The 20,350-nt window shown below is 35.0% G+C and carries 27 protein-coding genes; 15 read left to right on the top strand and 12 right to left on the bottom strand.

Annotated features, from left to right (window positions below; translation table 11 throughout):
- Positions 1 to 22: 22 nt before the first annotated feature.
- The 7 genes from QZZ41_RS04405 to QZZ41_RS04435 all read left to right on the top strand — a co-directional run bounded on the left by QZZ41_RS04405 (position 23) and on the right by QZZ41_RS04435 (position 6,605).
- Entirely contained in the window at positions 23 to 1,120 is a 1,098-nt protein-coding gene (locus tag QZZ41_RS04405) for a DUF3991 and TOPRIM domain-containing protein (RefSeq protein ID WP_295068690.1), read from the top strand.
- A complete protein-coding gene (locus QZZ41_RS04410; RefSeq protein WP_295068693.1) occupies positions 1,120 to 1,461 on the top strand; it encodes a hypothetical protein in 342 nt (113 codons plus the stop codon). The genes QZZ41_RS04405 and QZZ41_RS04410 overlap by 1 nt, the downstream gene beginning before the upstream one ends.
- Before the next feature lie 275 nt (positions 1,462 to 1,736).
- Entirely contained in the window at positions 1,737 to 3,602 is a 1,866-nt protein-coding gene (locus QZZ41_RS04415) for a plasmid recombination protein (RefSeq protein ID WP_295068696.1), read from the top strand.
- Positions 3,599 to 4,321 (top strand): TraX family protein, encoded by a 723-nt coding sequence (locus QZZ41_RS04420; protein ID WP_295068699.1) that lies wholly within the window; start codon positions 3,599 to 3,601, stop codon positions 4,319 to 4,321. The genes QZZ41_RS04415 and QZZ41_RS04420 overlap by 4 nt, the downstream gene beginning before the upstream one ends.
- Before the next feature lie 428 nt (positions 4,322 to 4,749).
- The gene (locus QZZ41_RS04425; protein WP_295068702.1) at positions 4,750 to 5,091 is read left to right on the top strand and encodes a hypothetical protein; all 342 of its coding nucleotides are present in this window, start codon (positions 4,750 to 4,752) and stop codon (positions 5,089 to 5,091) included.
- Between the two features lie 14 nt (positions 5,092 to 5,105).
- Entirely contained in the window at positions 5,106 to 5,285 is a 180-nt protein-coding gene (locus tag QZZ41_RS04430) for a hypothetical protein (RefSeq protein ID WP_295068705.1), read from the top strand.
- A 117-nt stretch (positions 5,286 to 5,402) separates the two neighbouring features.
- Positions 5,403 to 6,605: an IS256 family transposase gene (locus tag QZZ41_RS04435; RefSeq protein WP_295069035.1), complete on the top strand. Its 1,203-nt coding sequence runs from the start codon at positions 5,403 to 5,405 to the stop codon at positions 6,603 to 6,605.
- Positions 6,606 to 6,982: 377 nt separating this feature from the next.
- Here the strand turns inward: QZZ41_RS04435 and QZZ41_RS04440 are convergent, their stop codons facing one another.
- The 7 genes from QZZ41_RS04440 to QZZ41_RS04470 all read right to left on the bottom strand — a co-directional run bounded on the left by QZZ41_RS04440 (position 6,983) and on the right by QZZ41_RS04470 (position 10,058).
- Complete coding sequence (locus QZZ41_RS04440; protein WP_295068707.1) at positions 6,983 to 7,924, bottom strand: hypothetical protein; 942 nt, start codon at positions 7,922 to 7,924, stop codon at positions 6,983 to 6,985.
- A 410-nt stretch (positions 7,925 to 8,334) separates the two neighbouring features.
- Entirely contained in the window at positions 8,335 to 8,700 is a 366-nt protein-coding gene (locus QZZ41_RS04445; protein ID WP_295068710.1) for a hypothetical protein, read from the bottom strand.
- Positions 8,701 to 8,736: 36 nt separating this feature from the next.
- Positions 8,737 to 9,030: a hypothetical protein gene (locus tag QZZ41_RS04450; protein WP_295068713.1), complete on the bottom strand. Its 294-nt coding sequence runs from the start codon at positions 9,028 to 9,030 to the stop codon at positions 8,737 to 8,739.
- A gap of 16 nt (positions 9,031 to 9,046) precedes the next feature.
- Positions 9,047 to 9,253 carry a hypothetical protein gene (locus QZZ41_RS04455; RefSeq protein WP_295068716.1) on the bottom strand — a complete coding sequence of 69 codons (207 nt, stop codon included), beginning with the start codon at positions 9,251 to 9,253 and terminating at the stop codon, positions 9,047 to 9,049.
- 46 nt (positions 9,254 to 9,299) lie between these two features.
- Positions 9,300 to 9,584, bottom strand: coding sequence for a hypothetical protein (locus tag QZZ41_RS04460; protein ID WP_295068719.1), 285 nt, complete (start codon positions 9,582 to 9,584; stop codon positions 9,300 to 9,302).
- A 46-nt stretch (positions 9,585 to 9,630) separates the two neighbouring features.
- Positions 9,631 to 9,828, bottom strand: coding sequence for a hypothetical protein (locus tag QZZ41_RS04465; protein ID WP_295068721.1), 198 nt, complete (start codon positions 9,826 to 9,828; stop codon positions 9,631 to 9,633).
- 47 nt (positions 9,829 to 9,875) lie between these two features.
- Positions 9,876 to 10,058, bottom strand: a complete 183-nt coding sequence (locus QZZ41_RS04470; protein ID WP_295068723.1) for a hypothetical protein — start codon at positions 10,056 to 10,058, stop codon at positions 9,876 to 9,878.
- A 317-nt stretch (positions 10,059 to 10,375) separates the two neighbouring features.
- Between QZZ41_RS04470 and QZZ41_RS04475 the strand changes: the two genes are divergently transcribed.
- The 6 genes from QZZ41_RS04475 to QZZ41_RS04500 all read left to right on the top strand — a co-directional run bounded on the left by QZZ41_RS04475 (position 10,376) and on the right by QZZ41_RS04500 (position 13,727).
- The gene (locus QZZ41_RS04475) at positions 10,376 to 10,561 is read left to right on the top strand and encodes an antitoxin (RefSeq protein ID WP_295068726.1); all 186 of its coding nucleotides are present in this window, start codon (positions 10,376 to 10,378) and stop codon (positions 10,559 to 10,561) included.
- Positions 10,562 to 10,594: 33 nt separating this feature from the next.
- Positions 10,595 to 10,822, top strand: a complete 228-nt coding sequence (locus tag QZZ41_RS04480) for a hypothetical protein (RefSeq protein WP_295068729.1) — start codon at positions 10,595 to 10,597, stop codon at positions 10,820 to 10,822.
- A 35-nt stretch (positions 10,823 to 10,857) separates the two neighbouring features.
- The gene (locus QZZ41_RS04485; RefSeq protein ID WP_295068732.1) at positions 10,858 to 11,193 is read left to right on the top strand and encodes a hypothetical protein; all 336 of its coding nucleotides are present in this window, start codon (positions 10,858 to 10,860) and stop codon (positions 11,191 to 11,193) included.
- A gap of 138 nt (positions 11,194 to 11,331) precedes the next feature.
- Positions 11,332 to 11,664, top strand: coding sequence for a sporulation initiation factor Spo0A C-terminal domain-containing protein (locus QZZ41_RS04490; protein WP_295068735.1), 333 nt, complete (start codon positions 11,332 to 11,334; stop codon positions 11,662 to 11,664).
- A 136-nt stretch (positions 11,665 to 11,800) separates the two neighbouring features.
- The gene (locus QZZ41_RS04495) at positions 11,801 to 12,502 is read left to right on the top strand and encodes a recombinase family protein (protein WP_295068737.1); all 702 of its coding nucleotides are present in this window, start codon (positions 11,801 to 11,803) and stop codon (positions 12,500 to 12,502) included.
- A gap of 166 nt (positions 12,503 to 12,668) precedes the next feature.
- Positions 12,669 to 13,727 carry a DNA adenine methylase gene (locus QZZ41_RS04500; protein ID WP_295068740.1) on the top strand — a complete coding sequence of 353 codons (1,059 nt, stop codon included), beginning with the start codon at positions 12,669 to 12,671 and terminating at the stop codon, positions 13,725 to 13,727.
- 57 nt (positions 13,728 to 13,784) lie between these two features.
- Here QZZ41_RS04500 and QZZ41_RS04505 read toward each other — a convergent pair whose 3' ends face one another.
- Genes QZZ41_RS04505 through QZZ41_RS04525 form a run of 5 tightly spaced genes read right to left on the bottom strand, consistent with a single transcriptional unit; the run spans position 13,785 to position 17,294 of the window.
- Positions 13,785 to 14,549 (bottom strand): hypothetical protein, encoded by a 765-nt coding sequence (locus QZZ41_RS04505; protein ID WP_295068743.1) that lies wholly within the window; start codon positions 14,547 to 14,549, stop codon positions 13,785 to 13,787.
- Positions 14,546 to 15,244, bottom strand: a complete 699-nt coding sequence (locus tag QZZ41_RS04510; protein WP_295068745.1) for a site-specific DNA-methyltransferase — start codon at positions 15,242 to 15,244, stop codon at positions 14,546 to 14,548. Before QZZ41_RS04510 ends, QZZ41_RS04505 begins: the two co-directional genes overlap by 4 nt.
- The gene (locus QZZ41_RS04515; RefSeq protein WP_295068748.1) at positions 15,234 to 16,193 is read right to left on the bottom strand and encodes a TdeIII family type II restriction endonuclease; all 960 of its coding nucleotides are present in this window, start codon (positions 16,191 to 16,193) and stop codon (positions 15,234 to 15,236) included. Before QZZ41_RS04515 ends, QZZ41_RS04510 begins: the two co-directional genes overlap by 11 nt.
- 14 nt (positions 16,194 to 16,207) lie before the next feature.
- On the bottom strand, positions 16,208 to 17,074 hold the full coding sequence (locus QZZ41_RS04520) for a TdeIII family type II restriction endonuclease (protein ID WP_295068753.1): 867 nt from the start codon (positions 17,072 to 17,074) through the stop codon (positions 16,208 to 16,210).
- Between the two features lie 13 nt (positions 17,075 to 17,087).
- The gene (locus tag QZZ41_RS04525) at positions 17,088 to 17,294 is read right to left on the bottom strand and encodes a helix-turn-helix transcriptional regulator (RefSeq protein WP_295068756.1); all 207 of its coding nucleotides are present in this window, start codon (positions 17,292 to 17,294) and stop codon (positions 17,088 to 17,090) included.
- 241 nt (positions 17,295 to 17,535) lie between these two features.
- On the opposite strand from QZZ41_RS04525, the gene QZZ41_RS04530 reads away from it, so the two are divergent.
- Complete coding sequence (locus QZZ41_RS04530) at positions 17,536 to 19,443, top strand: hypothetical protein (RefSeq protein ID WP_295068759.1); 1,908 nt, start codon at positions 17,536 to 17,538, stop codon at positions 19,441 to 19,443.
- A 1-nt stretch (position 19,444) separates the two neighbouring features.
- Positions 19,445 to 20,332 (top strand): hypothetical protein, encoded by an 888-nt coding sequence (locus QZZ41_RS04535; protein WP_295068762.1) that lies wholly within the window; start codon positions 19,445 to 19,447, stop codon positions 20,330 to 20,332.
- The last annotated feature ends 18 nt before the right edge of the window (positions 20,333 to 20,350 follow it).

The following is a 20,350-nucleotide window of genomic DNA, read 5'->3' on the forward strand; positions in this document are numbered from 1 at the left end:
AAATCAGTAAGGAGGATATGCAATGAAAGAACAAGAATTTGATGAGTTAGTTGAAAAAGCACGTACCGCCGACCTTGTAGATTATTTCAGGACAAGTGGTTACACATTAAAGAAAATAAGCGGCGAAGTATATATTAATGAAGTCAAAGGACTTACAATTAATCCTGAAACTAACAGCTGGTTTTCACACTACAATCAGGTGGGACGTGTCAATAATTCAATCGACTGCCTTACAATTATTCTTGATAAATCATTCAAGGATGCCGTGTATGAGTTAACAGGTCAAGACGTTTCTCGTACTCATTCCAGTGGTTCATATGATAGAAAAAATAAGCCGAAAGTTTCTCCAACTGTTAAGACAAATGAAGGAACAAAAGAGAAAAAAGAAATGATAATGCCCGAACACGCACCAACTCAGCGCAGAGTATTTGGCTATCTTCACTCAGGCAGACACATACCAAATGAAGTTATCAGAGAGCTTGTTGATGCAAAATTATTGTATCAGACTGAGCTTGATATTAAAGGGACACTGCAAGGAAAAGAACAGATTTTCAAGAAAGCAAATGCAGTTTTTGTTCACACAGATGATAATGGAAATGCTGTCGGCGGTGAGATACAAGGACTCGATATTCGTAAAAGATACAAGGGCATGGTCGCAGGTACAGGAGAGTCTTTTTTCAAATTTGTACCTGTGAAGGAAGCAAAAGTTGTAAGAGCTTTTGTGTTTGAAAGTGCGATAGACCTCATGAGCTTCTATAGTATGTGCAATGACAAGTCGAAGCTCAAAGGTACAATGCTTGTGTCAATGGCTGGACTAAAACCTCACGTTGTAAGAATGCTCAGAGAGAAAGAAATCAATGTGATCTCAGCCGTTGACAATGATGAAGCTGGAAGAAAATTTGAGAAAGAAAATAATATATCTCGTTCAAGTTTTGTAACCGAGAAGCTCGACATTCACAACTTCAAAGATTGGAACGAACGTCTTGAATATCAGAACAAGCATCCGAATTTTTTGACAGAGGAACAGAGTATAATAAATGACTATCACAAAAAAATTTCAGAAGAACACACAAAAGAAATGAAACAAGAGCGCACTCAGGAAATGACAAGGAGTAGATAATGGCTGAGAAAAAAGAGAGTAAAAAGTCTGCTGCGGTTGAATTATATTTCAACCGCAACCAGATAAATGGACTGATGTATGTCTTAGATTGTTTTGTCAAAGCGGACAAAACAAATAAGTATGGGAAATATGCAGCTGCATTAAAAAAAGCTGTAACAAATTACAGTCGTATGTTTGTCAGTGACGGTGAAGAGATGATAGTTTTTCATCTTTTCAATAAAGAAGCTGCAACAATTATAAAACTGTTTTCAATTTACATTGCAGCTGTTCAGGAGATGCCAGAACAGTATTTTGATAAGATCGTTGAAGTGATTATGAATAGAAATGATGAAAATGAGTGATGAGAAAAGGGTTTGGGAATTCCCAAAAGAAGTGGAACGCACAGAACAAGTTTCATTATTTTTTGGGAAAAAATATGTCAGTTCTCAGCTTGACACGAAACGCAGTTATGTAAGGTTAAGGAAGCATTCCTTACGCAAAAGTGGAGCAAAGCGCAACACCCTGTTTTGTCGTACCTTTTAGGGTATGACAAAACAGGTATTGCGTGACAGTACCCTTTTTGACAAAAGGGTACATTTTAGCGGCTTCGCTGAAAAAAAAGAAAGGAATTTGAGGTATGGAAAGTTTCAGCATCAGCTTCACTCTTGGCAAAGGAAGCTCCCCTCATGGTGGAAATATTCGTCATAACAACAGAGACTATTATGCCGAAAATGTTCAGAAAAATAACACAGCTTTGAATGTAGAATACAAGAGACAGGATATTGAAGATGCCTTTCATGAGTTGTTTGATGAAGCATTGAAAGAATATAACGACAAGCAGACCAGAAAGGATCGTGTCATTGAAGATTACTATTCTCACTTAAAAAATAGTAAGAGAGAGTCTCCTTTCTACGAAGCAATCATTCAGTTTGGTAACACAGAAGATACTCCTTGTGGAAGTGAACGTGGCGAGATCGCTAAGCAAATGTTGGATGAATATATGAAAGATTTTCAGAAACGAAATCCAAATCTTTTTGTTTTCAATGCAGTTCTTCACATGGACGAAGCAAGTCCTCACATACACCTTGACTTCGTTCCATACTATACAAAAGGAAGAACCAATGGATTGCAAAAAGGAGTTTCAATGAAGGCTGCTCTTGATGAACAAGGTTTTAAAGCTCACGGACAAAAATTAAATCGCTTGGTTGCTTGGGAAGCTTCGGAGAGAAAAGCAATGGAAAAAATTCTTCATGACCATAAGTTCGTCCGTGCAGAAAAACAAGATTATCATAAGCACATGAGCGTTGAAGATTACAAATTAAAAATGGCAGAAGCTCCTATGCGTGAAGCTCTTAGAAAGCAGCACTTTGTCTCCTCAGAAAAAATAACAGAAGAAAATATTCGTAAACTGAGAATGTCGGTGGAGAGTTCAAAGGAAAGAATTGCTGAGCTTGAAAAAGAAAAATCATCACCGCATAAATCTTTCTTCTACTCCGATCCTGACAAGCAAGCATTCATTCAGTCAAGAATGGATGCTGCACACATTCCTTACGTTGAAACAGAAAACGGTTTTGATGCACAGGAATGTTACGTTGAACAAATCAGGCAGTGGGAAAAAGAATTCAAATCTTCATCGAAGTCTTACCGTGACAAGCTCATGAATGATATTGACAGATTGCTTATGCAATGCAAGGACGTTGAAGAATTATACAAGAAACTTCAAGCTGAAGGATACACAGTTAAGTTTGGAAAGTATGTCTCGGTCAGACCGCCAAAGGCTGAAAGGTTTATACGATTGAAGTCTCTTGGTGAGGAATATAACGAACGTGCTTTACAGAATAGAATACAGAACAGTGTAAAATTTGAGAACAAGCTCAGTGAGAATATTGAGAAAGCAAAGGCTGATAACAGTCCAACTTACAAGACTCTGAGTACGATACGTTTCTATACAGTTACATTCAAGAAAGGTCTGCTCCCCTGCCGAAAGAAGTTTAAGCAGCAGCCGTTCTCATGGACTAATGATGAAGAACTCGACAAACTACTTCTTCTCAACAAGAAAATTAATCAGGGTGCAACTATTGAGTCCATGAGATTGGACTTTGCCAAACTTGAAAAGGACTTGAAAGAAAAGAGTAATGCAGCTGAGGAAGCTCGGAAGAAAGTTCAGCGACTTGCCAAAGGTCAGGAAGCGTTTGAAGTATTGTTTGAGGGGAAGAAATCAGATAAGATTACATTAGAGGAAGCTCAGATTTATCAGAAGCGTTACCCTAACATCAACGCCAATACTTACCGTCAGGCAATAGAGATCGTTGATGAAGCTCGCCGTGAATATGACAACATAAATGGTAAAGTCAAGGAGCTTGAGAAAGAAATTCGTGAACTCATCGGAGCTATCTCCATTGCTGAACAGGTTCGTGCCGGTACTTACGTTCAGGAGCTTGTAAGCAAAGAAAACATTCACAGGAATGCAGATGTTCTTCCAAATGGAGTATTTCAGTTATGAAAAAATTGACCGCAACACAAATAAAGGTCATAGCTATTATCGCTATGACCTTAGACCATATTGCATATACTTTTCTTCCAGCCGGTACGGCTCCCCATTATATCATGCACCTTGTCGGTAAGACAACGGCTCCCATTATGTGCTTCTTTCTCGCTGAAGGTTTCAGGTATACGCATGATAAAAAGAAGTACTTTCTCAGATTATTATTGTTCGCTGTCATAAGTCAGCCTATATATTATGTATATGTATATAGGACAGCACCTACAAGTATTCTTCACTTCATGCGCAACATGAGTATGATAGTTAGTCTGATGCTTTCATTCATCTGCTTGTTGATCCTGACAAACGAAAAGCTTAACATTACAGCTAAAGGTATATTAACTGTAATTACAGTTTCGTTTGCACAGTTTGCGGACTGGGGGTATATTATTCCGGTCTGGACGGTAATATTTTTCTTTTTCAATAAAGATAAATATAAGAAGCTGGCTACATTTATAGTAGCAACGATAATAATTCTGCCGGTAACATTCTTAAAATACTATGACAGCTATGCCGCCTTCACTTTCAATTACGGTGCGCTTCTCGCTCTGATACCGATACACTTTTACAGTGGCAAGCGTGAACGCAGCAGCACCCCATTGAAAAAGAAAATCAATCGCTGGTTCTTCTATGTTTACTATCCAGTGCATATGATGGTGCTTTATTTAATCGGAACTTGACAAACTTATTGTTCAGTGATATAATGTAATCGTGATATATGCATAAACTGGTATATCATGCTTCGATTGAGTGTGGGAACTCAGTCAAGCGTAAACCATAGACACATACTGTGATTTATTGAGTTTCTATCGGGATAGACGAGGTATCCTTGGAGTGAAGCAAGATTAATTGCGATGTCTATGCATTGTGTACCGTAAACCTGGCGAGAGCAAATTTAGCTATCTATCCTCGTTGTGCTATCTAAAAGATTCTGGTAGAATTGTGCATCTCGAAGCTTTACACCCATCCATATATTATTAAGGCAATTGTTTTAAACAACTGTCTTTTTAAGGTTGTGTGTAAAGCTCCTTCAATACTGATCCTATTAAGTCCTTACACTCAATTAATGTATGGACTTTTATTATTAGATCAGGGTGGAGGTGGATTTATGAAAATCACAAAAACAAATGCGCTGCGCTTATGGACTCAGCATTTCGGAAACAAACAGTTTGCGAAAGACTTTCACGGAAATCTTATGTGTAGATCAGCTTATGGCGATAATAAGTTCTACGTTATAAGGAAAGGAAAGAAAATCTTTTGTGGCTGGAACTTACATCATATTCTTCCAATTGCAATTGGAGGAAAGAATGATGCTGCTAATCTTCTTTGTACTAATATGATAACAAACTCTCTTGCAGAAGATAAGATTACTTTTCATATCGATAGTAATATTTATCAGGTGCGTCGCATTTCTGGAACAGGCAACCATGAAATCAAAAGAGTGAAATGAACAGGAGGATTATTATGTGCAAGAATATCTTTGATTATGATGATGGTGACTTTATCCATTCTATTTCAGACAACTTGGCTATCGACTCGGACGGAGATTTTATGATGCGAATGGGCGATAATATGGCTATGGATATGGATACAGGAGATATTCATTTTATTTCATCATGGTCTGATGAGGACGATGAGGATTAACCCATTATAACAAAGGAGCCTCTGAAAAAAAGTCTGTAAAAAGTCAGCAAACTGTGATAAAATAGAATTAATATCACAGGAGGCTGATTTTTTATGACAAGAAGAAAAAGAGAACCGATGAGCGAAGGAAAGAAGAACATCATAGGAATGCTGCTTGAGGAATACGACATCAAGTCGGCTAAGGATATTGAGGATGCCCTGAAAGACCTTCTCGGAGGAACAATTCAGGAAATGCTTGAGTCTGAAATGGAAGAACATCTGGGATATCAGGAATATGAGCGTTCCGACAATCCTGACTCCCGCAACGGCAAGAAAACCAAGAAGATCCGCGGAAACTTCGGAGAAACCGAAATAGAAGTGCCGCAGGATCGTGACGGCAGTTTTGAGCCAAAGGTCGTAAAGAAACGTCAGAAGGACATCTCAGGCATTGAGCAGAAGATAATTGCTCTGTATGCTAAAGGAATGACCACACGCCAGATAAGCGAAACTATCGAAGATATCTACGGATTTGAAGTCAGCGACGGTATGGTATCAGATATCACAGACCGCCTTCTACCGCAGATAGAGGACTGGCAGAAACGTCCATTGGACGAAGTATATCCGATAGTATTCATCGATGCTGTACACTTCTCAGTGCGTGATAACGGACAGATCAGGAAGCTTGCCGCATATGTGATCCTTGCTGTCAGCATGACAGGTCACAAGGAAGTTCTTTCAATACATATCGGTGAAAACGAGAGCGCCAAGTACTGGCTCGGCGTTCTGAATGAGCTGAAAAATCGCGGAGTTAAGGATATTCTCGTCATCTGCGCAGACGGACTTACAGGAATGAAAGAAGCCGTATCAGCTGCATTTCCGCAGACTGAGCTTCAGCGCTGCATCGTTCATCAGGTAAGAAATACACTGAAATACGTCGGAGAGAAGAACAAGAAGGAGTTGGCAAATGACCTTAAAACGATCTATCATGCGCCTTCCGAGGATGCTGCTCTTGAATCTCTTGATCGTGTTACTGAAAAATGGGAGGACGATTATCCCAACGCTATGAAGAGCTGGTACAAGAACTGGGACGTAATATCACCGATTTTTAAGTTTTCATCCGACGTCAGGAAGGTCATTTACACCACCAACGCCATCGAGAGCCTTAACAGCGGCTATCGCCGTCTGAACAAGCAGAGAAGCGTATTTCCAAGCGATACAGCGCTCTTGAAGGCTCTGTATCTTGCAACGCATGAGATAGCTAAGAAATGGACAGTACCGCTGCGAAACTGGGGCAAAGTCCTGGGCGAACTCGAGATCATGTATCCCGACAGGATCGGCTGAGACGCCGGATATCAGCCTGATTCCATTCCGCTGCGCTCCATTCCATCAGGCTGATATCCAAAGAACCTTGACAAATTACAGTATTCATTGTATACTGTAAAAAATCGGAGCGGCTGATTTTTTAAGCCGCTCCCATACATCGTTTTTATCACAGTTTTTGAATTTACAGAGTTTTTTTCGCAGAGCCTAACAAAGGGGGACGGTGTTATAACCGTCCCCCTATTTTTTATATCATCCTCATCGTTTTGTTTTTGGGGAAGAGAACATTTCGATACTATTCTATAGTTGCACAGGTTTAACGGAACAATTGGCAAACCAAACTGAATAGTAGTAAAAAAGCAATAACTTGGTATTGCCTTTCTACATATTAAATAATACTAAATATTTATACCATTTTTCAAACAACTGTCTTGTATTTCAATGGTTTCCTTTATTGATTCAGGCAAAGAGCTATTATTAATAATTTTTAATACTTCCTGCTTCAACATTCCATCATCCCAAGGACTAAGAACAATCTTTAAATTCTCAAATATTGCTGGTTTTAATCTCAAATCAATATAGGATAGTTTTTTAAAGTCTGGTTGATTAACTGTCAATAACAAGCGTGTCTCCTCTTCATTTTTCCAAGCTTCTGATTTATAAACACCTAAAACTGTTGGATCATACCCATCAATTATAACATTATCATTCGCTTTACCTGTCAATTTTTCAATATTAAGTTTTATAGGCGCACGATAATCTTTTTTTAGGAACTCTGAATCTGGAGGAACGTATTTGACATCAACAAATTGCAATGTATCAATAAAAGCATCAAGATATATTTTTTCATCTAAAGTCGTCTTATTTATACATCTATAGTTTAAATGTGCTGCATACTCTTTTGAATTAAATAAAATCCGTTGCTTATCTATTAAAGCATAGTCTGTAAATATGTTATCATCAATATTGTTGGCAAAGTTTTTGAACTGAAGTAACAATTTTTTTGGCTTGTTTTTTTTGCCATAATATGCCCAGAATGGAACTTGTTCTATATCAGTATGACAGAAGCAAGTAATAAATCTACTTCCAGCAAATTCTTCTACTCCTTTCCTCTCTTTTTCAAAAGGATCATTTAAAGATTCATTTGTTAAACAAGAACTTCTAAAAGTCATATTTTTAATAATTAAGTCAAATGTATCAATATCAGTTGTATATGCAAAACAAGGGTATTGTCGAGTTTGTTCTTCTACCATAACGCAAGCTTTACCTATGTCAAATTCTTTTCCATAAGCATTTGTCATTATTACAGAGGCTTGAGTCCAATCAACTTTTATTTCCATAAACATACCACCTTTAATATAAAAATAAGGTAATTAAATAATCATTTGTTATTATTAAATTATTTTCTCACTTGATATATAATCAATATGTATCCTTCTTTGTTCGTTAGTAATCTTAAACATTACATCATTCCACCTTCAGCTAATAATTTATAGATTCTAAACGAGTGTGAGCATAATTACCGACTATATTATATAACGTTTTGGGGAATTAAGTCAATCCTTTTTAAATAAATCTATTGTAGAATAAAAAACGATTGTATCTATGTACATTATCCATCCTCAAAAATGTCTCCAAAAACAAGACATTCGCACAGTCAGCTTGCTAAAAGAAAAACCGAGCGGCTCATAACCACTCGGTTTACATTTATTAAAGTTCCGTTAAGGATAGCCGCTAAATGTGAACCTTTTTATAGTACTCTGCTTTCTTGCACAGTAGCTTCTTCCTTACTTTCATTCCTATCATAGAATTTCTTATAGGCTCTGGCGAGTACCGCTATATCATCTGTATTGATGTTATACTTCTTGATATACTCATCGAAGTCAATCTTATCATTGATACGTTTGATTATATCTTCAACGGTATTGGCTTCTCTGGAGCAGAACATTTCTATTCCGTTCAATGGCTGCGTAAGCTTCCCTTCTGCATCAAGGTAATTATAATTGATTGCTCTGAGAATACCATCATGAATGCCTTTGACTATTGCATATTCGCTGCCCTTATAGTTGTAGCTCTTGACTAATGTTTTATATGTTTCTTTCATGGAGTACTCCATTTCTCCCCGTCTTGCCGATAGGACAGCACACATCAGTTATTTGATATATAAGTCGTAAAGTACATCACGGTATGAGTTAATCCTTGACGTTCTATCCTGAATGGTGATATATTCATATCTATCATAGTCAATACTGTCGAGCATCATACCGAATGATCGTTCATTGTCGATTTCTTTTGATATGGTTGCCTGATAGAGGTTCTCAAGGAGCTGTGATGTGGTAGCATCGCTTCTTATAGTGCCGATATTCTTCATGACTTTTTCTATTACCTCATTGGTATACGCTGAGAGCCATACGCTCAGCCTTTTGGCAAACTCGTGATTATCCATGTTTTATTCCTCCTTTTCAAGTAAGTAAATGACCGTTTCTCAGGCTTATTCTGCCGTAGTAGTAATTGGCTTTTCCCTTCTGTACAAGCAGATCTGCGTATATGTGCAGCTGTTCTAATGTCATTTCTTCTGAAAGTTCTTGTAGCTTGTTTGTATTAGGAAAATCGCATGGAGGTAAGTTTTTCAAGTTTCTTATAAGATTTTCAAACATGGTCTTTCTCATTGTATTCTCCGTTCTCCCCGTCTTGCCGGTAGGACAGCAGTTACGTTTATGCTACGTCATATTTGACATTCTTTGCAACGTAAGATAGTACAAGTGTGTGTTCTATCTTTGCAATTTCAGCAGCAGTTCTTACGATCTCACACTGGAATTCATTTGTCATAAAGGAATGGCTGACATCCTGTTTCATTATATCAGCACAAGTGGACTCAACATTTTCATCGGTAAGATGCCTTATGCCTACGTCCATGAGGTGACTTATAGCCATTCTGAATATCATTTCGTTGCTTCTTCTCATTTCGTCCAGTTTCTTGGCTGCTTCTTTGTAGTTCATGGTACACTCCGTTCTCCCCGTATAGCCTGATAGGTCAGCTGCGTTATTACTTTCTGATTGCTGCGAATTCCATGTGGTACATATCTATTGACTTCCCTTTTATATCCCAATCAGGAATATTTGTGTGAGTCGGCTCTGTGTAGCCGCATTTAACTGCGTCCTCTGGATTTTCAAAGATTGCACTGATTGTTACTGTACAGAAACGAGGTGTGCTAATTCTTGTTCCAAGTTTCATTGTTTCCATAGTGAACTCCATTTCTCCCCGTCTTGCCGGTAGGACAGCATATTCCTTTAGTCAAATCTGCCTTTTGCATCGAGTGGGACTTTCTCAATCCAAGCTTCCGAGTCTTTGGTGTAGCCGCATTCTCTGAAAGCTTTCTGTGCTTCACGCTTTGTCGTGAATGTTTCGTTGAGTATTCTCATACCGTAGTCTGAGAACAATCCCCATTTGTAGTCCTTTGATGTCTTTGCCATTTGAACTCCTTCTTTCTATTTAATTTTCAAGTTTCTTTGGTTTTCCTTAACCTCTGTATAAATTATACCATATACACGGCTATACGTCAACGAGTTTTCAGCAATTTATAGCCAAAACTCCAAATTTCGTATGGCTGCACACATATACACGGCTATACGCTTATTATTTTGTGTGGATATACAGTTTTTTTACTCTCACTTGACTATAACACGGCTATATGGTAGAATGTAGTTGTCAAATATTCAAAGTAACATTGCAACGTTGCAGCCTTGAATTAACTGCGTTGTTACAAGTAGCAACGAGATCGGAGATAACTATGTATAACGAAAATGCTAAGAACAGGACTATGAAGTATATGAAAGAGAGCCGTGATAAGCTCACTCTGAACCTGCCAAAGGGCAAGAAAGATGAATACAAGGAATATGCTCAGTCCAAAGGTCTGAGTCTGACAGAGCTGATAATGAGCCTGATAGATGCAGATATGCAGAAGAACGCAAAGTAATTTTCTTTTTCAATATAGTAAAAGGAGTCAACTATGGCAAATAGAGAAATAATAGACAGAGATACTTATAAAAAGATAAAGAAGATGGATCGTGAGACTTTGACTAAGTTTATTCTCCAGTACGGAGATGAACTGCTTGGTGAACAGGGCAAGACGATCGATCTTCCAGCTTTGGAAGCTGAACTGAGTAAGATTAAAGGCATCGGTGGAAAGCGACTTGAGGAAATCATGACTGTTATTGAGAAGTTTTTAGATGTGTAAATAGTAAAAATTGGGATTTATAGGAGAGAGAAAAAATGCAGCTTAACATTAATAATGAAAAGATTACTTATAATGGCGAAGATATTGTAAATATACTTAAAGAGATAAGTTTTATCCTATGTTCACTTCACGATATTGGTAGCTGCTACGCAAACTGCATTGATGAAAAACGGCGTGAGTATGAAAAAGAAACCACTGATTTTATCGATAATTCCCATATATGCGAGCGACTTGCACATATACGCAGCAAGCTCACCGAAGGCTTTGACCTTACTCTCGGCGATGACGATATGGACGATTTGGAAAGAGCTTGTCAACATATTAATTACTGGAAGAAGCTGGGAGATAGTTCAAATGAATTCTGGGTATAATAAATTCTGATTTACATTAGTTATTATCTTTAGCGTTTTCTTTTTTCAAGAAAGTGGATATAAATATCAACGTAATCGAACAAATTCGACTTTATTCGTATTTTTACCTCTTTTTATGCTGATGCTTTTTATCAGATCGTGTGTTATAATGATGTTATCATCTTAATTATGGAGGTATCTTCAATGAACACAATCAAAAAAGCATTAAAAAGAACAGCGTATGAGTTCGATGTGCCCTTATCCGAGGTACAAACTGAAATACAAGATATAATTGACGAATGCTACAACAGTAACGAGAAGGAAATCCATGACAGCTGGCGGCAGATTTGCCCCAACGGTAAAAAGCCAACTCCTGAGCAGTTAATTACCTATATAACAGATATGATTAACAACGAACAAAATGATACATTACAAACGTCCAATAGAGGGTTTAATTTCATGCACCTCTTATTTGGGCGTTTTTATATTTGACAAGCAAATTAGTGTACCAAATTAGATGTATATAAAAAATGTACCAAAATCATATTGACTTAGCTCTAAAAAAGAAGTATAATTTAGTAGTAAAATAAACGCTCGTTTGATTTGGTATGATTGGAGATGTTTTTATATGGTTTATGGATATTGTCGTATATCAAAGCCTACTCAAAATATTAAACGACAAGAGAGAAACATTCTATCCCACTTTCCGACAGCTATAATTTATAATGAAATATATACTGGAGTGGTTATAAATCGTGCTTCTTGGTTGAAACTCCGCAAAGCGGTACGAAAGGGAGACGTTATTGTATTCGATAGTGTTTCCAGAATGAGTCGTAATGCCAAAGAGGGCGTAGACCAGTATATGGAATTATTTGACAAAGGTATCGAGCTTGTTTTTCTGAAAGAGCCTTATGTTAATACCGAGAATTACAAGCAAGCTCTGAACGGCGGCGTAGAACTTGTGGGTAACGATATAGCTGATGTGTATATTGAAGCAACTAACAAGGTTTTGAAGCTTCTTGCTGCAAAGCAGATTGAACTTGCCTTTGAGCAATCTGAAAAAGAAGTAATGGATATTCGGCAACGAACAAAAGAAGGTATTGAAACAGCTCGACTTAACGGTAAGCAGATCGGTAATATTAAAGGCAGAAAAATGACGATAAAAAAAGAAGCTCCTGCAAAGGAACTGATAAAGAAACACTGCAAAACCTTCGGTGGAACACTTAATGATGACGAGTGCATTCAATTGGCTAAAATAAGCAGAAATACTTATTATAAGTATAAGCGTGAAATCAAAGAAAAGATATTGAATAATAATAAGTTCAATTGATTATTAGATTAGAAAGCTTTGATTACATATAATACATATTATATAACGTTAAATAGCAAGATGATATTCAAATACGCCAAAAACTTCATAAAACCGTATTTGATTATTGAAGTTTATGTGATAATATGATACAATGATATTATAACTTAGAATAGAGGGATAAAAAATGAATTCAATTTTAAAATGGCCAGGTGGAAAAGAAAAAGAATTGCCAATAATAAGGAATAATATGCCTGATTATACAGGTAGATATATTGAACCTTTCATCGGTGGCGGAGCTGTTTTTTTTGATATAGACAATCCTAACGCTTGCATAAATGATAAATCCGTTGATCTTATGAATTTATATAACTGTGTCAAATTTAAAGATAAGGATTTTATAAAATACATTCAATTAGAATATGACGAATTTAGAAGTATTGAAACTCTTATTAATGACAATCAGAAAGATATAATGATGTTATATCTGTCAAAAATCTCAATCAAAGATTTTATCTCAAAATACATAGACTTCTTCTCATCTATAGCAACCGATTATAATGATATATTTATAAAAGAACTTAACAGAAATCTTTCAAGCAAAATTAAACGCTCTCAAAAATTAGAAAACGAAAAAGGAAGTATTCCTGATAGTGATAGACTCGATAATATCGAAGCTGCATTAAAATCTTCATATTATATGTATATTAGACATTTGCTGAATAATTCTGACACATTATCATCAGGAAGAAAAGCAGCAGTTTTTCTGTTTATCAGAGAATATTGTTATTCATCAATGTTCAGATATAATAATAGAGGTGAATTCAATGTCCCATATGGTGGTATATCTTACAACAGGAAAGATTTCCAAAAAAAAATAGATTATATATTATCTGATGAAATGGCCAAAAAGCTATCAAATGTCCAAATAAGTAATGATGATTTTGAAAGTTTTATAAATAGCCTTTCTTTAACAAATAATGATTTTGTTTTTCTTGATCCTCCATATGATAGTGATTTTTCGACTTATGCTCAAAATGAATTTAATGCAAACGATCAATCACGATTATGTGAATGCCTAAAAAAAACAAAAGCAAAAATAATGCTCGTAATTAAGAATACCGATTATATTTACAACTTATATAAAAATGACTTTAAAATCTCAAGCTTTGATAAAACATACTTAGTTAGCTTTATGAATAGAAATGATAAGGATGTAAAACATCTTGTCATAACAAATTATTGATTTTCCCTTACATACAAAAGCTCCATATTCATTATGAATATGGAGCTTTTAATGTTTTTATTCATTTTTATTAATAATATCTTTAAGCTGCTGAATAGATAGAATATTTGCTTTATCCCTATGAATCATCCTATGGCAATTAGAGCACACTGGTTTCACATGACTTACAGCTTCCTTAATAAATTCTGATACACCTTTAGACGGCAATTGACAAATAGGTTCTTCATGGTGTATCTCAATATATCCATTTCCAAGTTCGCCATACATTTCTTTAAAATTAAAACCACAAACGCAACAACAAATCTCTCCAGTATTCGAAGTATATTCTTCAATAGCGGCTTTTCTTAATTCAGCGGAACGCTTTCTTACGACACTTGTAGCAGTTGCTGTTTTTCCCTCTTCAATTACTACATTTTCATCATAAATACAAACTTTTTCTTTATTTTTGCTTGTTGCATGAACCGAACTAATAGCCTTTGCCTTCTTCTCATAGCTAAATCCACTATTTATCAAATCACTAACGTTTTGTTGATTATCTTTCAAATACTCTTGCCCAGCTACAGTAAGTGAAAAAAATCCATTACTATCCTTATTAGTATATGCGTCCATACCATTACTTGAATAATGTGATCCCATGAGATTTCTAACTTTCTGAGAAAACTTTGTATCGTTTCTTCCAGAGAGTATTTCGGCGTCTTCTCCGGTGGGACAAAGCTTCGCCGTCAACATTTTTATTAAACTTGACGTATTAAGCTTTCCCTTCTCCTGTATTAAATACAATGCTGGTAAAACAAGTTCTTTTTCTTCAATTCTGTTACTCATAATAATTCCTCGATTCTTTTTTTAGCTGCTTCAAAAAACACCTTATCTATTTCACATCCGATAAAATTTCGTCCGAGCTCTTTGGCTGCAACGCCAGTTGAGCCGACCCCCATAAACGGATCATAAATAAGATCTCCTTCATTGCTTGCTGTTTCTATTAAATGTTTAAGTAGTTTCAATGGCTTTTGTGAAGGGTGTTTCGGATTTTTTAGGCGTTCATTCCCCATACAAATAGGACATTCAAAGAAATTATGCATTTCATTTTGAGACGAGAAATTCCATTTATGCCCTTTATTCCATAAACACACGATCATCTCACAACTATTTAAAAAGCCATTTTTAAATATCTTTGGCATAGGATTTGTTTTATGCCATATAAAATACTGAAACGTATCAAATTCAGAGTCGAATGCTTCATGCCATTTTCCGATAAGGTTATAGCTTGTAAATATAAAGATATTACCATCTGGTTTTATAATTCTTTTAAAGTCTTGCACAAAATCAAATGGATTGATTTCTTTTAAATCCCATTGACCTAGGTCATTATTTACTTCGCTTCTACCCGGAAGCGGTATATTTCCAGTTGAATACTGTGCAATATTATATGGTGGGTCAGTAAGTATCAAGTCCACTGAATTATCTGGCATTTCTTTTATCTGTCTTAAACAATCAATATTATAAATACTACTTTCCAAGTATCTTCTCCTCGACACCAACGTCATAAAATGCAGTCCGATATATATCTACAAATCTTTCATAAGTGATATCTTGAGGAAGAATCCTTTCCCAAAATTTACGACCTATAAGGATTTTTTCACGCTCCAATTCTCCCAATATTGAGCCATCTGGTTCACCATTTCCAATACTATCATAACAAGTTGCAAAATATGCCTCGTTATAGTTCGTGAAAGAAAATAGATCCTTTAGTGAATTAACTTCTCGTACATTAGCTTGTGCATTCTTTGTATCAAGATTTCCTCCTGCTTTTAATTCAAAAGAATAATTGTCGATATTATCATATGTTCTCAAAAAAAACGTTAAATCAACTGGAATACCTCTTCGATTTTCATCTCTTTCTATAAATACTTTATACACATTATTTAATACATCCTCATCGCATAAAAAAACACAATCTCTAACTGCTACTCCAGAGTCCTTTATCTTTTGTGTGGTCCTTGGTCCAATAAAATTACTTTGATCTAATAAACCAATATCAAAACAATAATAAATATTTTGTACAGGTTTATAGTCTTTAAATATCGAAAATGTCTTTACATGAATTTGCCCAGAATAGCGATTAATATTCAAATAAATATTATTTGGAACATTAATTACTCCGAAGCGTAATCTTGATAAAAAGAGTGCTATTCTTTGCAATCTGTTTCCTAATTGAGAATCAACACTTCTTCCAATTCCCATATTATCACTGAATTCACTATTAAAACAATTAAATGGATTGTTTTTCCTTTTTTGAAAATTATCATCTTTTTTATTTTTTATATTTTCAGCCATTTCTTCCAGTTGCTGTTTTATGTACTCTTTTAATAACAGTTCATGGTTATTATCATAATATTGAATATCTTCTTTACTAATAAAGAATGAAGCATCATCACAGCTTATTAGTATACTTTTGTTATCATACATATTTTTTCTCTCAATTATGTTATAGTTTTCTTTATCATCTCGTTTATTCTTAAATTCAAGTCAAGCTCTTCAAGAGCTTCTTTATATATTTCTGTAAACCTCTCATATTTAATACCATCTGGTAATATTGTATTCCAAAAATTTTTTCCAATAAGAAACATCTCAGGAAAAGCCATATGTTTTTTTACTGCTCCTGTCCATGTGTTTCCCTCACCGTTTTTATTGTATAATGTTGCAAAATATGCTTTGGAATTTGAAACGTTAAGCCCTGCATAAATCGTTAGTAGTTTTTCTACGTTTGCAGGAGCATTTGAGCTATCCAAATCACCACCAGCTTTTAATTCCATTATAATCCAGTCTTTACCATCAAAAAAAGCCAAATCTACTGGTTTTGTATGGTATCCGCTTGTTTTAAATTTTTGTGCCATGGGTATGAGTGATTTGATGCTTTCTTGAGTAACGCCACTTTCAGTTCTACCGCCCCCCTTTCCTGAAGCAACATTTGTTGCACGGAAAGTAGAGATGTTACCTCTCAGATCACCGTTATCTGTATCAATATCAGTAACTATATATTGTCCATTTATAGAGTTTTCATTAATGTTATGCTTAATGCCTCTTGGATTAACAAGTGTTGGTACATTCTTATCCCCGTATTTCAAACGTGCTATTCTTTTAGCACAACTTTCAATTGCAAATCCACTCTTCGATTCAAAACTGCTTACAAACACCATATTGGCGGTTATTGTTTTATCCAACTGACTCAGCAAAAAATTATATCGTTTCTTTATGTAATTTGTTTTAAAATCGCCCTCTATGTTATTTATTAATTTTGAAAATTCCTCATATACGATTTCTTTTATTCTTTCTTCTAATTGTGTCATAGTTATTCCCCCTTTACATTCCTTTAAATAATTCCGACAAGGTGATACCAAATCCATTTGCTATTTTTTCAATGTTAACAATTGCAACATTTCTTTTCCCATTTTCAACAGATGAATAATAGGTGCGATCCAAACCGATTTTTAGTGCGAATTTCTCTTGGCTTAATCCTGTTTTTAATCGCAATTCCCTAATCCTTTCTCCTAATTTTTCTGTAATCATAATGTTCTCCTTCTTTTTAATAGAGATGCTTTGTTAATATAATTTTATCAATCATGTTAGCACAGAGTCAACGGACTATAAGCAACATATATGATACAAGTTTGTTAACAAAATCATCCATTGACAATCCCATTATGGTGTGATATAATTAAATTGAAATATAAATATTTATACAAATTGTGAAATATATTATGCATTATACCCGCGTTAATGATTGACAGTAATCAGGGAGGGCGAATGAATGAAAAAGCATTTTGCGGCCATTTTGGCGTTTATAATTCTTTCTTCATCTTTTGTGTCTTGTAATGATAAATCTGATATTGATGATAAAACAACAAGTATTACTACACAAACATCTATAACACAAACTACAGGTATAGAGGAATTAACAACTACTGATTCAACTCAAACAAGTGCGAAAGTAACGCAAACAACGACAGCTTCTAAAACAACTACTATTCATTCAACTTCAAATATTGTTACTACTACTACGAAACCTGAAAAGTTGACTAATGTACAGGAGAATTCCATAGCTTGGCTTAATTATCTTGCTATGCTATCACAAGAGATAAATTCTTCTCAAAACAGTAAAATGTACTTAGAGGAAGCTTACGCTGCCTTAATTAACAATACAAATCCAGCTAATGTAAATGAGCTTACCGAAAGTCATCTTGTTAGTTTATTGGATATTATTGAAAAATATAGAATGATAGCAATAAAACGTGATAGATTAAAGTACATATATGAGCAAAATAAAGCCAAGGCATTAAAGGCTGCCATACCTAACCCTGTTGGATTATTAAGTGCAACTGAGTCGATAGATCCTATAAAGCTGATTGCTTCAGGTATATATATGGCAGTAGACTCTTTTAGCAGTTATTCCGCATATAAGAATGAAATCAATCAGGAATACTTAAAAGATGGTTGGGCACTCGATGATGAAGCTGCGGAAAATTTGCACGATAGCCGAAAAAGAGCATTTACGTATATGATCGATATTGTTCGTCAGGATAACCTTCCCGGTGATCTTGCTTTGAACGAAAGTGCTATCGAAAAGTTTGTAGAATGCAAGAATAATCCTAATGTAAATCAACAAATACAGTTTCTTGAGACTAATGAAAATACATATCACGCCTTTGGAAGCTATTGGCTCTTATTAGCCGAATGCTATTATAATAACCAGCAATACCAAAAGTGTTTAGATTGTATTTCTGAATATGAAGATTTACATTCAGATATTTTCAGAAAAGACTATGAACTGGCTAAAACACTACCATTGGCAGTTGCAGCCGCATCACAGGTTCAATCAAAAGATAAATATGTTGTTACAGCTGAAAAATATCTGGAAATGATTACTGATAATACAGAAGCTGATCAATGGGATTTAAGGTATTTTGCTGCCGAAATGTATGTAGACCTATATTCCAAGACGCAGAACAAGGATTATTTACAATCTGCATATGATTTAACATTAAATAATGTAAATCATCTCACAGCAAAGCAGAAAGAGATAAATAATACTTATATCGCAGCTGTTAAGAAAGTTTCTACACCTAAAACGGCTACTAAAAGTGAAAAGAAAAAAATCAAGGCTTATAATGAAGCTTTAGAGGACAAACGAGAAACTGAATTGCCTGAAACATATGAACCTCTTGCTATAAATTGTGATTTGCTCTTTGCTGTTGCTAATAAATTGAATATTTCTCAAGCTGATAAAGATCGTATAGATGGTATATTATCTGATGGTAATAAGTCTATATTCTTGGTTAAACCAATCAGAAATATTTTTACGTTTAAGCCGACTAAAATGTTCTTTGCTTCAGAATATAATAAAGATGAGATTACTCTTCCTGTTTCTTGCGTATCACAAGGAGCGAAAATAAAAGTTACTGTTACAGGCGAAAATCAATACGCTATTTATGATGACTGGAAGATTGATAAAGTAAAAAGAACTGGTAAAAATATTACTTTATTCAAAGCTGTTTATAAGAGCAAAAGTGCTAATGAGTGTAAATGGCAAATAGGCGATTTTGTTAAAGTGGAGATATTTAATGGTGATTATTCAAATAATACTCCAGTAGAAATTGATTTCAGAGTTGTAGAGAAAGAAGTTGGGTTTGGTTCTATCAGATTTGAACAGGTGGTTTGATATGAAATACTTGAAAATTTCTTTAGCTATATTACTTTCAATATCATTCTTGCTTTTACCCTCGTCAAGTGCGATGGCTCATGGTCGTGAAAAACATGATGAAATATTGTTTAAAGCTTTTTTTCCTCTTGAAGAACATGATTTAAAGAGTGGAACTAAAATCAAAGAAATAAGAGAAGTATTAAGTAACGCCTCATACCTTTCGATTGATCAACATAATACAAATTCTGGTGATGATGAAAAATTAAAAAAACTGAAAGACTTTGGGGTAAAAGGACTGCCTACATCAATTTATGATAGCGATTATAGGATACAAGCCTATGGTGAAGATCATAGAAGATTTACACATAGAGGTTGGGATCCAGATAAAAGAGAAGTCGAATACAATACAGAAGAGCTTGCAAAATGGATAATAAGAAAGCCAATTCTCGAAAACACTGTAGATAAAGTCTTTGATTTTAATGGGGACACTAAAAAAAGAGACAGCTTTTGTGCGATAATCTATTATATTCATATATTGGGTGATAAGGAATATGATTGTAATAATTTAAAATATTATGAACCTGAAAGAATAATTTTAGAATTAGGCGGCAGACCAGATAAGGCCGATATAATAGATGAGCTCATTTATTATATCTCCATACTGTTTAAAGATCAAAAAAGCACACAAAACTACACCTATATAATTTCCAAATTAAACGAAATTAATAGCGAATTAAAACCAATTGTAAAGAATGTAGCAGTATTAAAAAATAGTAATTCAGATGAGTTTAAAAAGTATAAAGCGTGTACAGATAGAACATTAAGTTTGATTAGATCAGACAATTTTTCTCTGCTGTTAAAAGGAGAAACTTTTTTTAATAAAGTGTTCTATAACCACCCATATTAAATCTAGTATAGATTAAAT

It is taken from the genome of Ruminococcus sp. (assembly GCF_016283395.1).

What these genes read in the sequence shown, in the direction of transcription:
- QZZ41_RS04405 (WP_295068690.1), top strand. Translation starts at nt 23, where the DNA reads ATGAAAGAACAAGAATTTGATGAGTTAGTTGAAAAAGCACGTACCGCC.
- QZZ41_RS04410 (WP_295068693.1), top strand. Translation starts at nt 1,120, where the DNA reads ATGGCTGAGAAAAAAGAGAGTAAAAAGTCTGCTGCGGTTGAATTATAT.
- QZZ41_RS04415 (WP_295068696.1), top strand. Translation starts at nt 1,737, where the DNA reads ATGGAAAGTTTCAGCATCAGCTTCACTCTTGGCAAAGGAAGCTCCCCT.
- QZZ41_RS04420 (WP_295068699.1), top strand. Translation starts at nt 3,599, where the DNA reads ATGAAAAAATTGACCGCAACACAAATAAAGGTCATAGCTATTATCGCT.
- QZZ41_RS04425 (WP_295068702.1), top strand. Translation starts at nt 4,750, where the DNA reads ATGAAAATCACAAAAACAAATGCGCTGCGCTTATGGACTCAGCATTTC.
- QZZ41_RS04430 (WP_295068705.1), top strand. Translation starts at nt 5,106, where the DNA reads ATGTGCAAGAATATCTTTGATTATGATGATGGTGACTTTATCCATTCT.
- QZZ41_RS04435 (WP_295069035.1), top strand. Translation starts at nt 5,403, where the DNA reads ATGAGCGAAGGAAAGAAGAACATCATAGGAATGCTGCTTGAGGAATAC.
- QZZ41_RS04440 (WP_295068707.1), bottom strand. Translation starts at nt 7,924, where the DNA reads ATGGAAATAAAAGTTGATTGGACTCAAGCCTCTGTAATAATGACAAAT.
- QZZ41_RS04445 (WP_295068710.1), bottom strand. Translation starts at nt 8,700, where the DNA reads ATGGAGTACTCCATGAAAGAAACATATAAAACATTAGTCAAGAGCTAC.
- QZZ41_RS04450 (WP_295068713.1), bottom strand. Translation starts at nt 9,030, where the DNA reads ATGGATAATCACGAGTTTGCCAAAAGGCTGAGCGTATGGCTCTCAGCG.
- QZZ41_RS04455 (WP_295068716.1), bottom strand. Translation starts at nt 9,253, where the DNA reads ATGAGAAAGACCATGTTTGAAAATCTTATAAGAAACTTGAAAAACTTA.
- QZZ41_RS04460 (WP_295068719.1), bottom strand. Translation starts at nt 9,584, where the DNA reads ATGAACTACAAAGAAGCAGCCAAGAAACTGGACGAAATGAGAAGAAGC.
- QZZ41_RS04465 (WP_295068721.1), bottom strand. Translation starts at nt 9,828, where the DNA reads ATGGAAACAATGAAACTTGGAACAAGAATTAGCACACCTCGTTTCTGT.
- QZZ41_RS04470 (WP_295068723.1), bottom strand. Translation starts at nt 10,058, where the DNA reads ATGGCAAAGACATCAAAGGACTACAAATGGGGATTGTTCTCAGACTAC.
- QZZ41_RS04475 (WP_295068726.1), top strand. Translation starts at nt 10,376, where the DNA reads ATGTATAACGAAAATGCTAAGAACAGGACTATGAAGTATATGAAAGAG.
- QZZ41_RS04480 (WP_295068729.1), top strand. Translation starts at nt 10,595, where the DNA reads ATGGCAAATAGAGAAATAATAGACAGAGATACTTATAAAAAGATAAAG.
- QZZ41_RS04485 (WP_295068732.1), top strand. Translation starts at nt 10,858, where the DNA reads ATGCAGCTTAACATTAATAATGAAAAGATTACTTATAATGGCGAAGAT.
- QZZ41_RS04495 (WP_295068737.1), top strand. Translation starts at nt 11,801, where the DNA reads ATGGTTTATGGATATTGTCGTATATCAAAGCCTACTCAAAATATTAAA.
- QZZ41_RS04500 (WP_295068740.1), top strand. Translation starts at nt 12,669, where the DNA reads ATGAATTCAATTTTAAAATGGCCAGGTGGAAAAGAAAAAGAATTGCCA.
- QZZ41_RS04505 (WP_295068743.1), bottom strand. Translation starts at nt 14,549, where the DNA reads ATGAGTAACAGAATTGAAGAAAAAGAACTTGTTTTACCAGCATTGTAT.
- QZZ41_RS04515 (WP_295068748.1), bottom strand. Translation starts at nt 16,193, where the DNA reads ATGTATGATAACAAAAGTATACTAATAAGCTGTGATGATGCTTCATTC.
- QZZ41_RS04520 (WP_295068753.1), bottom strand. Translation starts at nt 17,074, where the DNA reads ATGACACAATTAGAAGAAAGAATAAAAGAAATCGTATATGAGGAATTT.
- QZZ41_RS04525 (WP_295068756.1), bottom strand. Translation starts at nt 17,294, where the DNA reads ATGATTACAGAAAAATTAGGAGAAAGGATTAGGGAATTGCGATTAAAA.
- QZZ41_RS04530 (WP_295068759.1), top strand. Translation starts at nt 17,536, where the DNA reads ATGAAAAAGCATTTTGCGGCCATTTTGGCGTTTATAATTCTTTCTTCA.
- QZZ41_RS04535 (WP_295068762.1), top strand. Translation starts at nt 19,445, where the DNA reads ATGAAATACTTGAAAATTTCTTTAGCTATATTACTTTCAATATCATTC.